14 protein-coding genes are annotated in these 12,147 nt (G+C 60.8%); 9 read left to right on the top strand and 5 right to left on the bottom strand.

Annotation, left to right across the window (positions count from 1 at the left end; all coding sequences use genetic code 11):
- Nucleotides 1-179 precede the first annotated feature (179 nt).
- The 8 genes from ACIPL2_RS08130 to ACIPL2_RS08095 are packed head-to-tail and all read left to right on the top strand — an operon-like array spanning nucleotide 180 to nucleotide 6,404.
- Nucleotides 180-1,379, top strand: coding sequence for a PepSY-associated TM helix domain-containing protein (locus tag ACIPL2_RS08130; protein ID WP_401354726.1), 1,200 nt, complete (start codon nucleotides 180-182; stop codon nucleotides 1,377-1,379).
- Nucleotides 1,376-1,918 carry a thiamine pyrophosphate-binding protein gene (locus ACIPL2_RS08125; RefSeq protein ID WP_401354723.1) on the top strand — a complete coding sequence of 181 codons (543 nt, stop codon included), beginning with the start codon at nucleotides 1,376-1,378 and terminating at the stop codon, nucleotides 1,916-1,918. The genes ACIPL2_RS08130 and ACIPL2_RS08125 overlap by 4 nt, the downstream gene beginning before the upstream one ends.
- Nucleotides 1,915-2,238, top strand: a complete 324-nt coding sequence (locus tag ACIPL2_RS08120) for a hypothetical protein (protein ID WP_401354721.1) — start codon at nucleotides 1,915-1,917, stop codon at nucleotides 2,236-2,238. Before ACIPL2_RS08125 ends, ACIPL2_RS08120 begins: the two co-directional genes overlap by 4 nt.
- Nucleotides 2,235-2,807, top strand: a complete 573-nt coding sequence (locus tag ACIPL2_RS08115) for a DUF6162 family protein (protein WP_401354719.1) — start codon at nucleotides 2,235-2,237, stop codon at nucleotides 2,805-2,807. The genes ACIPL2_RS08120 and ACIPL2_RS08115 overlap by 4 nt, the downstream gene beginning before the upstream one ends.
- 35 nt (nucleotides 2,808-2,842) lie before the next feature.
- On the top strand, nucleotides 2,843-3,769 hold the full coding sequence (locus ACIPL2_RS08110; protein ID WP_401354716.1) for a metal ABC transporter substrate-binding protein: 927 nt from the start codon (nucleotides 2,843-2,845) through the stop codon (nucleotides 3,767-3,769).
- On the top strand, nucleotides 3,766-4,602 hold the full coding sequence (locus ACIPL2_RS08105; RefSeq protein WP_401354713.1) for a metal ABC transporter ATP-binding protein: 837 nt from the start codon (nucleotides 3,766-3,768) through the stop codon (nucleotides 4,600-4,602). The genes ACIPL2_RS08110 and ACIPL2_RS08105 overlap by 4 nt, the downstream gene beginning before the upstream one ends.
- Complete coding sequence (locus ACIPL2_RS08100) at nucleotides 4,602-5,501, top strand: metal ABC transporter permease (protein ID WP_401354711.1); 900 nt, start codon at nucleotides 4,602-4,604, stop codon at nucleotides 5,499-5,501. Before ACIPL2_RS08105 ends, ACIPL2_RS08100 begins: the two co-directional genes overlap by 1 nt.
- A complete protein-coding gene (locus tag ACIPL2_RS08095; protein ID WP_401354709.1) occupies nucleotides 5,502-6,404 on the top strand; it encodes a metal ABC transporter substrate-binding protein in 903 nt (300 codons plus the stop codon).
- A 143-nt stretch (nucleotides 6,405-6,547) separates the two neighbouring features.
- Here the strand turns inward: ACIPL2_RS08095 and ACIPL2_RS08090 are convergent, their stop codons facing one another.
- The 5 genes from ACIPL2_RS08090 to ACIPL2_RS08070 form a co-directional block, all read right to left on the bottom strand.
- Complete coding sequence (locus tag ACIPL2_RS08090; protein ID WP_128870981.1) at nucleotides 6,548-6,775, bottom strand: MbtH family protein; 228 nt, start codon at nucleotides 6,773-6,775, stop codon at nucleotides 6,548-6,550.
- A gap of 81 nt (nucleotides 6,776-6,856) precedes the next feature.
- On the bottom strand, nucleotides 6,857-8,269 hold the full coding sequence (locus tag ACIPL2_RS08085; protein ID WP_401354705.1) for an aspartate aminotransferase family protein: 1,413 nt from the start codon (nucleotides 8,267-8,269) through the stop codon (nucleotides 6,857-6,859).
- A 77-nt stretch (nucleotides 8,270-8,346) separates the two neighbouring features.
- Nucleotides 8,347-8,832, bottom strand: a complete 486-nt coding sequence (locus ACIPL2_RS08080; protein ID WP_401354703.1) for a GNAT family N-acetyltransferase — start codon at nucleotides 8,830-8,832, stop codon at nucleotides 8,347-8,349.
- A gap of 241 nt (nucleotides 8,833-9,073) precedes the next feature.
- Nucleotides 9,074-10,399 carry an ATP-binding protein gene (locus ACIPL2_RS08075; RefSeq protein WP_401354701.1) on the bottom strand — a complete coding sequence of 442 codons (1,326 nt, stop codon included), beginning with the start codon at nucleotides 10,397-10,399 and terminating at the stop codon, nucleotides 9,074-9,076.
- A complete protein-coding gene (locus ACIPL2_RS08070) occupies nucleotides 10,396-11,076 on the bottom strand; it encodes a response regulator (RefSeq protein ID WP_059402342.1) in 681 nt (226 codons plus the stop codon). The genes ACIPL2_RS08075 and ACIPL2_RS08070 overlap by 4 nt, the downstream gene beginning before the upstream one ends.
- Nucleotides 11,077-11,392: 316 nt before the next feature.
- Here ACIPL2_RS08070 and ACIPL2_RS08065 point away from each other — a divergent pair, with 316 nt between their 5' ends.
- Nucleotides 11,393-12,097, top strand: coding sequence for a hypothetical protein (locus ACIPL2_RS08065; protein ID WP_401354698.1), 705 nt, complete (start codon nucleotides 11,393-11,395; stop codon nucleotides 12,095-12,097).
- The last annotated feature ends 50 nt before the right edge of the window (nucleotides 12,098-12,147 follow it).

Genomic DNA, 12,147 nt, shown 5'->3' with positions numbered 1-12,147 from the left:
GCCTTCGCGAGCAAGCTTTTCTCCTACAGAGGAAAACCACTCAGGAATACGAAACATTTTCTTTCATATCGCCCTTCGGGATTTCGGATGCTCATTCGTCTTATAGAGATGCAGTCAGGCCGCGTAGGCAAAAGCCACGGCCAAGCCCTGGCCCTCTCATCGAAACAAGACTTTTAATCATGTCGAAGAAATCCCGTTCAAAACTCTGGTTTCTGGTCCATAGCTGGCTGGCGTTGCCGATCTGGTTTTTCGTGCTGATCGTCTGCGTGACCGGCACCCTCGCGGTGGTCAGCCAGGAAATCGTCTGGCTGGCCAACCCGCAAATGCGCGCCAGCCAACCCTCTGACGATGCCCCGCTGCTCAGCTATGACCAGATCATCGCAGCGATCAAAAAAGCCGAACCCGATACCCTGGTCGAAAGTATCAGCCGGCCCGATGAATCGCACTTCGCCCTCGACGTGAGCGTCAGCTACCCGGATGGCCGTTCGGTGACGGTATACGTCAACCCGTACAGCGGCGTGATTCAGGGCACTGCCCCACAATTCAATTTCCAGGCATTCACCCGCGCACTGCATGGCTGGTGGCTGGTGCCGTTCACCAATGGCTACAGCTGGGGCTGGTACCTGGTGTCGTTCCTCAGCCTGCCGTTGCTGGCGTCGCTGGTTACCGGGCTGGTGGTCTACAAGAAATTCTGGAAGGGCTTCTTTCGCCCGACCTTGCGCATTCGTCACGGCGCGCGGATTTTCTGGGGTGATTTTCACCGCCTCAGCGGCATCTGGTCGATCTGGTTCATCGCGGTGATTTCCGTCACCAGCACCTGGTTCCTGATCGAAGCGTTCATGTTCGATAACCAGATCTCGATTTCCACCGCGCCCGTGGCACTGGTGGTTCCGCGCGAAAGCGTACCGTTGAGCGCTGAGGGTTCGCCGGCACCAATGATCAGCCTGGAAACCGCGATTCAACAAGCCAAGGAACGCATTCCCGGCCTGGACGACAGCTTTGTCAGCCTGCCCGCCAACGCCTACAGCTACCTCACGGTCGGCGGCCGCAGCTGGTATCCGCTGATGTTCCAGACCGCCGACATCAATCCCTATAACGGTGATGTCGCCGCCACACGCCTGTTGTCGGACCGTTCCGGCCTGGAGCTGGTCACCGAATCCATGCGTCCGCTGCACACCGGCGATTTCGGTGGCCTCTGGATCAAGCTGATCTGGTTCTTCTTCGGCCTGATCCTGAGCATGATGGTCCTCAGTGGCTTGCTGATCTGGACCAAGCGCACCGCCCTGGCCACGGCCAACGCCCTCAAGCGCAGCACTAAACGCCCACGCAACGAGACGGCTGCGGCCGCTCGCGGTGAAACCACGGAGGTCAGCCCATGAGCCTGTTCGCGGCACAAAAACCGGCATCAACACTGAGCCGGCTCTGGCACAAATGGCGCTTCCACCTCAACGTTTTGCTGTTGCTGGTCCCGCTGGGTTTCATGCCCAAGTATTTCGCCGACGCGGCGCTGTTTCGCGGTGATACCGGTTTGGGCGAGCGGGAAATCGGCGAGGTCCAGGTCGGCCCCTGGAGCCTGCGCCTGGCCGAGCTGCGCAATGAAGCACCGAGGCTCGACGGCCCGGCCGGCTACATGAAGAACATCAACGCGGCGCTGTGCGACAGCTGCCGCGAGCAGGTCAAGGCGACTTACCTGCGCATCGGCAAACCACGCAGCCTGCGCGCCGCCGGGGTGATTTTCTTCGGCACGCCGTACCGCATGGGCGCGATGCTGCCGGTTCCGGAAAAGACCAAGGCCGACGCCGAGCTGTGGATCACCATGGAAGGTTGGGACGGCGCCATGCATCAAGCGTCCATCCCGCTGAGCCAGGCATCCCCCGCCACCGTCGAATGGCTGAAACAACAAGGAGGCAAACCATGACTTTTCGCCCTCTGAGCGCCGCGCTGCTGGTGCTCTGCGCCGGTTTCGGCGCCAGCGCCCTGGCCCACAACCCGATGTGCGAGTGCAAGGCCGTCGATGCCGAACAGATCAAGTGCACCGGCGGTTTCTCCGACGGCAGCGGCGCGCCGGGCGTGACGCTGGACGTGATCGGCTACGACGAAACCATCCTCGTGCCAGGCAAGCTCGGTGCCGATTCGACCCTGACCTTCAAGAAACCCGGCGCCGAGTTCTACGTGCTGTTCGACGCCGGCCCCGGCCACGTCGTCGAGATCGACCAAGCGGACATCGAAGCCCCATGACCACACCCACCACGCACGTCGTCCGCCCGGCCGGTGCCGGCCATGAAACCCTGTATGTGCTGCTGTTGTGCCTGATGATTTTGGCGGTGGCCGGCTCGGTGGTCGCCTGGCGCCACGAGTCCCAGGAAGTGAATAACATTGGCAGTCATCAACTGGATGCCCGCCGCGACCTGAGCGCCTCCGAGCAAGGGATCTACGCCGACCTGCGGGTGACGCTGGACGAGATTCACTTGCTGCGTCAGGAACAACAATCGCTGCCGACGCCGCAAGTGCTTGCCGATGAAGGCTTTGCGCCGTTTGCCCAGGACGCCAGTTCCGTCAGCCGTGGCGGCCATGCCTGGCAGTTGCTCGACGCCAAGGCTTACTTCGGTCAGAGCCAGACGCCGAGCGTGGCCGGTTCGTTTCTGATGCGCCTGACCGCTGACGACGATGCACCGGACGTCTGGCTCAATCGCGGTAAATCCTTGATTGCCCCGAGCGACCTCACTGACGCGGCGCTCGAAAGCGCCGGATGGCAGCAGATCGTCGCGCAATTCGATGCCGGCGTGACCCGCCAGCACCGGCACTGAACCCTCGCCTTCACCCGAGAGAAGACCGCTTGCCCATGCCTATTTCATCTCAACGCTCATTCTTGCGCCTGCTGCTGATCGGCCTGCTGGCCTGCGTGCTGACTCCGCTGGCCAGTGCCGACGAAGCCAAGCGCCTGCGCATCGGTATCACCCTGCACCCTTATTACAGCTACGTGGCGAACATCGTCGGCGACAAGGCCGAAGTGGTGCCGTTGATTCCGGCCGGTTTCAACCCGCACGCCTACGAGCCCCGCGCCGAAGACATCAAGCGCATCAGCGGGCTCGATGTGATCGTGCTCAACGGCGTCGGTCATGACGACTTCGCCGACCGCATGATCGCCGCCAGCGAAACGCCGAACGTCGCGGTGATCGAAGCCAACGAAAACGTGCCGTTGCTGGCTGCCACCGGTACGGCCGCTCGCGGTGCCGGCAAGGTGGTGAATCCGCACACCTTCCTGTCGATCAGCGCCTCGATCGCCCAGGTCAACAACATCGCCCGGGAACTGGGCAAGCTCGACCCGGACAACGCCAAGACCTACACCCAGAACGCCCGCGCCTACGGCAAACGCCTGCGACAGATGCGCGCCGATGCCCTGGCGAAACTGACCCAGGCACCGAATGCCGAGCTGCGAGTGGCCACGGTACACGCGGCTTACGACTATCTGCTGCGTGAATTCGGCCTCGAAGTGACCGCCGTGGTCGAGCCGGCCCACGGGATCGAACCGAGCCCGAGCCAGCTGAAAAAGACCATCGACCAACTGCGTGAACTGGACGTGAAAGTGATCTTCTCGGAGATGGATTTCCCGTCCACCTACGTCGACACCATCCAGCGTGAATCCGGGGTGAAGCTGTATCCGCTGTCACATATTTCCTATGGCGAATACACCGCAGACAAGTACGAAAAAGAAATGACCGGCAACCTCAACACCGTGGTCCGGGCGATTCAGGAGTCCGGCGCATGACAGCCAAAGAAACAATCAGCGAATCTCCTGTGGGAGCGAGCCTGCTCGCGAAGGCGTCCGGTCAGTCACCCTTATCGCTGAATGACACAGCGCATTCGCGAGCAGGCTCGCTCCCACAGGTGTCGGGGCCGACTCTGGATTTTGCCGATGTCTGCCTGACCCTCGGGCGCACGACGATCCTCGACCAGGTGACCTTCCAGGTCCAGCCCGGCAGCGTGCATGCGCTGGTCGGCCCCAATGGTGGCGGCAAGAGTTCATTGATCAAGACCCTGCTCGGGCAGATGCCGCATCAGGGCCGCTTGAGCCTGCAATGGCCGGGCACGCCCGGGACCATCGGCTACGTGCCGCAAGCGCTGGAGTTCGACCGTGGTTTGCCGATGACCGTCGATGACTTCATGGCCGCCATGTGTCAGCGGCGTCCGGCTTTCCTCGGGCTGAGCAAGCATTACGCGGCGGCCATCGGTGAAGCGCTGGAACGGGTCGGCCTGCAGGACAAACGCAAACGGCGCATGGGCGCGTTGTCGGGCGGTGAGCGTCAGCGGGTGTTGCTGGCTCAAGGGCTGATTCCGGCACCACAATTGCTGGTGCTCGACGAACCGATGTCGGCCCTCGATGAGGCCGGTATTCAAGTGTTCGAACGGCTGCTCGGCGACTGGCGCCAGAGCGGTATCACCGTGCTGTGGATCGAGCACGATCTGGAAGCGGTCGGGCGGCTGGCGGATCGTGTCACCGGGCTCAATCGCCGGGTGCTGTTCGATGCCACGCCAAAACAGGCCCTGACGCCGGAGCGATTGCTCACGCTGTTTTCCACTCATCCACGGAGTGTTGCCTGATGAGTTACGAAGCCTTTCGTCTGATGGTTCAGGGCTGGGCGTCTTCGGGTTATCTGCCTGAGGCGCTGGCCTATGGATTCGTGGTCAACGCGCTGCTCGCCGGTTTGCTGATTGGCCCGGTGCTGGGCGGTTTGGGCACGCTGGTGGTGGTCAAGCGCTTTGCGTTTTTCTCCGAAGCGGTGGGTCACGCAGCGCTGACGGGCGTGGCCATCGGCATTCTGCTGGGCGAACCGTACACCGGACCTTACGGCAGCCTGTTCGGTTACTGCCTGCTGTTTGGCATCCTGCTCAATTACCTGCGCAACCGCACCGGTCTGGCGCCGGACACCTTGATCGGGGTGTTTCTCTCGGTGTCGTTGGCTCTCGGCGCGAGTCTATTACTGATTCTGGCGGGCAAGATCAACGTGCACATTCTGGAGAACGTGCTGTTCGGTTCGGTGCTCACCGTCAATGGCAATGACCTGTTGGTGTTGGCCATCGTTGGCTCGCTGGTCATGGCGCTGTCCTTGCCGCTGTACAACCGCATCATGCTCGCCAGTTTCAACCCGCAACTGGCGGCGGTACGCGGCGTGGCGGTAAAGACCCTGGATTACCTGTTTGTGATTCTGGTGACGCTGATCACCGTGGCGGCGGTGAAAGTCATCGGCGCGATTCTGGTCGGCGCGCTGTTGGTGATTCCGGCGGCGGCAGCGCGTTTGTTGAGCCAATCGCTGAAGGGCTTCTTCTGGTGTTCGGTGTTGATCGCCACGGTCAGCACGCTGTGCGGGATTCTCGCGCCGATTGTCTTCGACCTGCCCATCCCGTCCGGCGCCGCGATCATTCTGGTGGCCGGTATCGCCTTTGCCCTCGCTGCTATTGCTCGCGGCGTTGTCCCCAGCCTGAAAGGGAACCTTGGATAAATGTCTTTTTCTCTGCGTCAACTGACTCTGGCTGTTGCCCTGTGTGGGCTGGTCAATACATCGTTTGCGGTCGACGGTGCCAGGCCACTGCGGGTGCTGGCGTCCTTGCCGATCACCTACGGGCTGGGTCAAGTTCTGCTCAAGGGCACTGATGTCAGCCTTGAACGTGCTGCGCCGGCCAATCTGCCGGGTAGTCGGCAGACGGCGTTCTTCACCGGGCGTGGCGCGCCGGTGCTGGCCAAACTGGCGACTGACGCCGATGCGGTGATTGGTCTGCGGTCGCTGTGGGCGGATGACCCGCTGTACCCGATTTCACGGCGCAGCAATATCCGTATCGTTGAAGTCGACGCCGCCCGCCCGGTGGACGGCGCCCTGCCCGGCATCGCGGTGCAGCCGGGTAACAAGGTCGACGGGTTGAGCAGTCAGCCGTGGTTTTCCAGTAATAACATGGGGCGGATGGCGGATGTGATGGCGGCGGACCTGGTGCGCCTGGCACCAGCGGCCAAGCCTGTGATCGAGGCCAACCTGGCGGCGCTCAAGCAGCGGTTGCTCAAGCTCAGCGCGGACAGCGAGGCTCGGTTAAGCAGTATCGATAATCTCAGTGTGATGAGTTTGAGTGATCACTTGGGTTATCTGATTGGCGGGCTGAATCTGGAGCTGGTTGGGCTGGATGCGCGGCCGGATGCCGAGTGGACGCCAGAGGCATTGAAAGCGTTGAGTGCGACGCTCAGAGACAATGACGTGGCGGTGGTGTTGCATCATCGGCAGCCGTCGGACGCGGTGAAAGCTGCGATTGCCGAGGCCGGGAGTCGGTTGGTGGTGTTGAGTATCGATGCCGAAGATCCGGTGGCTGAGCTGGAAGGGAATGTGGATTTGGTGATCAAGGGGTTGAGCGGTGTCTAATACAAACAATCCCGGCTGAAGATCCCTGTAGGAGCGTCGCAGGCGTAAAAGCGAAACCGCCGGCGGCCTGGCAACACAAATTCCAGACCTGAAAAAGCCCGCTGACCATCACCGGTTCAGCGGGCTTTTTAATGCGCAGTCGATCAGTGCGTCACAGCCGCCTGCTCTTCCATCTTCTGGCGCAAACTCAGCGGACGCATATCCGTCCAGGTTTCCTCAATGTAAGCCAGGCATTCCTTTTTCAGCCCGCTCTTGCCCACGGTGCGCCAGCCTGCCGGCACGGCTTTGTAGTCGGGCCAGATCGAGTATTGCTCTTCGTGGTTGACCACGACCTGAAAGAGGATGTCCTCGCGGTCGAATACTGACGTCATGGTATGTCTCCATCGCTGTAGGGTGGGCTGCACTGTGTGCGCAGCCGGTATGTAGAAGGAACGTTGCGGGTGCCGAAAAATTTAGAGGCTGGCGGTGGCAGCAGCCATGGCCCTGCCGAAAATCTCCGCCACCCGATCGATTTCAGCAGCGGTAATCACCAGCGGCGGCAAGAAACGCACCACGCCACCGTGACGACCGCCGAGTTCGAGGATCAACCCACGCTTGAGGCACTCGCGCTGCACCAGTGGCGCCAGCCGTCCGAAAATCGGTGGATGACCCTGTGCATCCCGCGGCCCCGCCGGATCGACCAACTCAACGCCAAGCATCAAGCCACGCCCTCGAATATCACCCAGCTGTGGAAAGTCCCGCTGCAGGATGTGCAAGTGCTCGCTCAAGCGTTCGCCCATCGCGGCGGCGTGTTCGCAGACCTTGTGCTCGATCAGGTAGCGCATCACCGCGGAGCCCGCCGCCATCGCCATCTGATTGCCACGGAAGGTCCCGGCATGCGCGCCCGGCAACCAGGTGTCGAGCCAGTCGCGATACACCACCACCGCCAGCGGCAGGCTGCCGCCGATGGCTTTGGACATCACCACCACATCCGGAATGATCCCGGCGTGTTCGAAGGCAAACATCTTGCCGGTGCGGGCAAAACCACTCTGGATTTCATCGACGATCAACGCCACCCCAGCCTTCTCGGTGATGCGTCGCAAGCCGCGCAGCCAGTCGAGATCGGCCGGGATGACCCCGCCCTCGCCCTGCACCACTTCGACGATCACCGCCGCTGGCAGTTGCACACCCGCCTCGGGGTCATTGAGCAGGTTTTCCAGGTAATTCAGATTGACCTGCACGCCCTGCGCACCACCGAGGCCAAACGGGCAGCGGTAATCGTAGGGATACGGCATGAACTGCACGCCGTTGCTGAGCAAGGCGCCCAGCGGCTTTTTCGGCCCCAGGCTGCCCATCAGGCTCAACGCGCCCTGGCTCATGCCGTGATAACCACCCTGGAACGACAACACGGTGCTGCGCCCGGTGGCGGTGCGCACCAGTTTCAACGCAGCTTCCACGGCGTCGGTGCCGGTGGGGCCGCAGAACTGGATTTTCGCTTCAGCCGCCAGCGCCGGCGGTAGCAGACCGAACAGGTCCTGAACGAATTGATCCTTCACTGGCGTGGTCAGGTCGAGCGTATGCAGTGGCAGTTCATCGGTCAGCACTTGCTGGATCGCTTCGATCACCACCGGGTGATTGTGCCCCAGGGCCAGGGTCCCGGCGCCGGCGAGGCAATCGATGAAACTTCGGCCTTCGACGTCTTCGACATAAATACCCTTGGCACGTTTGAGTGCCAGGGGAATGCGTCGCGGGTAGCTGCGGGCATTCGATTCCTGCCGGTTTTGACGGGCCAGCAACGGCGATTCGTTGAACTGGTAAAGCGTCTCGGCCGGCGTCGGGGCAACCCGGGCCGACTGATCTTCCATAAGGCTGGTAGCGACTGACATCTCTCGACCCCTCAATAAGGTTTTCCTGTTCTGGAAACGCATCAGGGCCTTACGGATTTAGACCTGCGATCGGCTTTCTATGAAGGTGGCGCCAGCCCTTTGTGCATGGGAATCGCGTGAAGCCCCGCGACCATGAAGGTTTGGGCGCAGGGCTGGTATCCCAGATGGTGGTAAAACGCCTCGCTGGTGCGGGTGCTGTTGAGGCGTGCGTGGTGCAAACCCTGCTTGAGCAGCCAGCCCTCGAGGTCGCGCACCAGCGCTTGCCCGGCGCCCCGGCGAAACCATTCCGGCTGCACGTAACAGAACGCCACTTTGCCGCTGATCGCGGCCATGGCGACCCCGACCGGTTTGTCCTGCAACAGGGCGATGTTCAGGTACAACCGTTGGTCGGTCAGCCAGGCGCTGATGTGTTCGGCGGTTTTGTTGTGGGTCCAGGCCGCGACGATTTTCGCATCGTTGCGGTGGTCGAGCGCGCAACCGACCCGGATGGAACGCTCGACAATCCGGCTGATAATGCCGGCGTCGGCAGGGGCTGCGGGGGTGATGTGAATCGATGCATCCATGGCGCTGTCACCTCAATCCATTGAGTCAAAGCTGCGAGGGACGATAGCGCTAAGGCGAGACGGTGACCAATGGAGAGAGGTTACATTTGATGTGCAACCCAGATCCCCTGTAGGAGCTGTCGAGTAAAACGAGGCTGCGATCTTTTGATTTTTTATCCGGACTCACTCGAGATCAAAAGCAAAATCAAAAGATCGCAGCCTCGTTTTACTCGACAGCTCCTACAGGGGGGGCGTGGTGTTTTCAGAGGGGTTGCAACGGCATGCTCAATTCAACCCGCAACCCGTCCGGCCGGCTGTCGAAACGCAGGGTGCAGCCGCAGCGCTGGACGATGGCCTGGACAATCGCCAGGCCGAGGCCGCAGCCGGTGCTCTGGCCATTGCGCCAGAAGCGTTGGGTCAGGTGTTGCATGTCCTCTTCGGCAATGCCCGGCCCATGGTCGCGAACCACAAACTGCACGCGATTGCCGGTGGTTTCCAGGCTCAGTTCCACGGCGCCATCGCCCGGCGTATGCCGTAGCGCGTTGTCGAGCAAGTTGCGCAGCGCGGCAATCGAGAGCACGGCGGGCATTTGCACCGGCGCGTGAGAGAACTTTGGCGGCACCTTGAACTTGATCCGCTGGCGATCACCGCTGGCGGCGTCCTGGATCGCCAGTTTGGCCACTTGCTCGGCGCTGCATTGCACGCCGTCATCAAACGACAGACTGCCTTCGACCCGCGCCAGCAGCAGCAATTGTTCCAGCGTGCGATGCAAACGGTCGGCGCCCTCTTCGGCCCGGGCCAGGGATTGATCCCGCGCCGCGCCGTCGGTCATGCGCGCCACTTGCAGGTGCGTCTTGATCGCCGTCAGCGGGCTGCGCAGTTCATGCGCCGCGTCACCGGTCAGGCGGCGCTCGCGCTCGATGGTCTTGCCGATCCGCTGGAACAACTGATTCTGCGTGTCGAGCAAAGGTTGCAGCTCACTGGGTAGCGGCTGGATCTGCAACGGTTCGAGGGAGTCGGCGCTGCGCCGCATCAAGGCGTCGCGCATGCGGTTGAGCGGCGCGAGCCCCTGGCCGATCCCCAGCCACAGCAGGCACAGGCAACCAAGCAACGCCACCCCCACCGGCACCGAAGCCGCCAGCAGGATCGACATGTTCAGGGCTTCACGTTCGATCTGCCGATCAGCCGTGGTGATCCGCAAATCGCCACGGGCCAGGGTGAAACTGCGCCACGGTGCGCCGTCGATCATCTGGTCGTGGAAGCCCATTTTCTCGGCTTCCAGGGTTTGTTGCGGGTCGGTGTGACTGCGGGCGAGGATTTCGCCGCGCAACGAGCTGACCTGACACGCCATGCCGCCCGGGATGTTCAATTGTTCAGCGCTGAAATGGGTGCCCTCGCCTTTGCTTGGCAAGGCCGGCAATTGTTCCATCAGCCCGGCGACCATGCGCGCCGACGCCACCAGCCGCTGGTCGAGGGAAAACATCATTTGATTACGCAAATCGCTGAGCATCCAGGCCGCCGCCAAGGCCCAGATCAGCGCAAAAGCGGCGCCGAGTGTCAGGCTCAGGCGCAAACGCAGGCTCATCACTTCGATTGATCTCCGCCATCCGCCGGCCCCAGGCGATAGCCCAGGCCGCGCACGGTCTCCACAATGCCGTTACCCAGTTTACGCCGCAGGTGATGGATATGAACGTTGAGGGCGTTGCTTTCCAGTTCGTCGTTGAAACCGTAGACGCTGTCTTTCAATTGCTCGGTGGACAGCACTCGGCCACGGTTATGCAGCAAGGCTTGCAACAGCGACTGTTCACGGCGCGACAGGTCGACCGGCTGGCCAGCGAGCAGGGTTTCGCGACTGCTCGGGTCGTACGTCAGGGCGCCGTGCTCGATCAGGTTGACGCTGCGTCCCGCCACGCGTCGCAGCAACGTGTGCAGGCGTGCGGCGAGTTCACGCAGGTCGAAAGGCTTGAGCAGGTAGTCGTCGGCACCGGCTTGCAGACCGTCGACGCGGTCGGTGACGGAATCCCGGGCCGTGAGAATCAGCACCGGCAACTCAAGGCCGTTGTGGCGCAACTGCTGAAGCAGCTTGAGACCGTCTTCGTCCGGCAGGCCGAGGTCAAGCACCATCACGTCGAACTCGGCCACCTTGAGCATCGCCCGGGCAGCCGAGGCGGTAGCGACATGCTCCACGGTCAGGCCTTGGGCGGTGAGCCCGGCGACGATGCCGCTGGCGATCAACTCATCGTCTTCGCAAACCAGTACGTGCATGGGAGCTCCGTGAGCAAAAACATGAGTCAAACAGGTGTGGATTAAGCGGCAATTATGGCAAGCGCATTGACTGACGAGAAGCAGGGCCTTCGTTCAGTCGTCGCCACCTCCGTCAAAGGGTGTTGGATGATCGCATAATTAGTTAACTAAGCCTCACGTATTCGATTGACTAACACCGTAACAAACCCTCCCCATAAAACCGTACAAAAGCAAAAAACAGCGAGTTAATCTAAATACGGCTTTATTGCCCTCATTAACTTTTACATGCAACCCTTCAATTACTCAAAAGACTTACTTAACTGAAAGGATTCAGACCATGCCTACATTTAAAAACTTTGTTGCTGTCGATTGGCGCTCGGGACCAGACCGTATTTACTTCTTCTTCAAAGATACCAATACTTATTCTCGCTTTAACATTGGCGACAATGAAGTGCCGGAGGGATACCCCGCTGCTGTCGATGGCAAATGGGGCAACTTTGACGAACATGTCAAAGATCTGCGCTTCGGATTCACCACCACCGACATTGATCCTTATGGCGGCACCGGGCCTGTGACGGGCAACGACATTTTATGGCTGTTTTATTACGCAGGCGATACACCGATGGTCTGTCGATATGATCAGAAACTCGATGAAGTCAACAGAACCCTTCGCCTGGCCGACTCGGTATGGCACATGTTACTTCCTTATTTTGACCGTATCGTCGCCGGCACCTGGTGGCAAGTGTTTGGTAGAGGTAAGTTATTCAAATTCCTCATGGATGACGGGCACTACCTAGTCGTGGACCTTATTGCAAAGCAGAAAGTCATTCGCAGGCAGATAGCCCAGGACTGGCGTGGATTGGATGCCTATAAGCACCGAATCATAACCGCGGCACAAAACGACCACCCACTGCTCGACAAGTACTACTACATTTTCTTGACCGATAACGAATATCTGAAATACGACATCACCAACAATCGGGTGGTGGCTGGCCCCACCCAAATCGATGACGAATCCTGGCCTGGACTGTTACGAGACTGAATAGTCTACAAGGGCCGGCTTTCAGTCTGCCTTTACCGCTCGCAGTCGCT

Source organism: Pseudomonas sp. NPDC086251, from assembly GCF_044746405.1.
GTDB lineage: Bacteria > Pseudomonadota > Gammaproteobacteria > Pseudomonadales > Pseudomonadaceae > Aquipseudomonas.
Note: the sequence above shows the minus strand (reverse complement) of the source record. Positions and strands in the feature narration are given on the sequence as shown.

Bases quoted from the DNA above. Each gene is read 5' to 3' on its own strand.
- ACIPL2_RS08130 (WP_401354726.1), top strand. From the start codon at position 180: ATGTCGAAGAAATCCCGTTCAAAACTCTGGTTTCTGGTCCATAGCTGG.
- ACIPL2_RS08125 (WP_401354723.1), top strand. From the start codon at position 1,376: ATGAGCCTGTTCGCGGCACAAAAACCGGCATCAACACTGAGCCGGCTC.
- ACIPL2_RS08120 (WP_401354721.1), top strand. From the start codon at position 1,915: ATGACTTTTCGCCCTCTGAGCGCCGCGCTGCTGGTGCTCTGCGCCGGT.
- ACIPL2_RS08115 (WP_401354719.1), top strand. From the start codon at position 2,235: ATGACCACACCCACCACGCACGTCGTCCGCCCGGCCGGTGCCGGCCAT.
- ACIPL2_RS08110 (WP_401354716.1), top strand. From the start codon at position 2,843: ATGCCTATTTCATCTCAACGCTCATTCTTGCGCCTGCTGCTGATCGGC.
- ACIPL2_RS08105 (WP_401354713.1), top strand. From the start codon at position 3,766: ATGACAGCCAAAGAAACAATCAGCGAATCTCCTGTGGGAGCGAGCCTG.
- ACIPL2_RS08100 (WP_401354711.1), top strand. From the start codon at position 4,602: ATGAGTTACGAAGCCTTTCGTCTGATGGTTCAGGGCTGGGCGTCTTCG.
- ACIPL2_RS08095 (WP_401354709.1), top strand. From the start codon at position 5,502: ATGTCTTTTTCTCTGCGTCAACTGACTCTGGCTGTTGCCCTGTGTGGG.
- ACIPL2_RS08090 (WP_128870981.1), bottom strand. From the start codon at position 6,775: ATGACGTCAGTATTCGACCGCGAGGACATCCTCTTTCAGGTCGTGGTC.
- ACIPL2_RS08085 (WP_401354705.1), bottom strand. From the start codon at position 8,269: ATGTCAGTCGCTACCAGCCTTATGGAAGATCAGTCGGCCCGGGTTGCC.
- ACIPL2_RS08080 (WP_401354703.1), bottom strand. From the start codon at position 8,832: ATGGATGCATCGATTCACATCACCCCCGCAGCCCCTGCCGACGCCGGC.
- ACIPL2_RS08070 (WP_059402342.1), bottom strand. From the start codon at position 11,076: ATGCACGTACTGGTTTGCGAAGACGATGAGTTGATCGCCAGCGGCATC.
- ACIPL2_RS08065 (WP_401354698.1), top strand. From the start codon at position 11,393: ATGCCTACATTTAAAAACTTTGTTGCTGTCGATTGGCGCTCGGGACCA.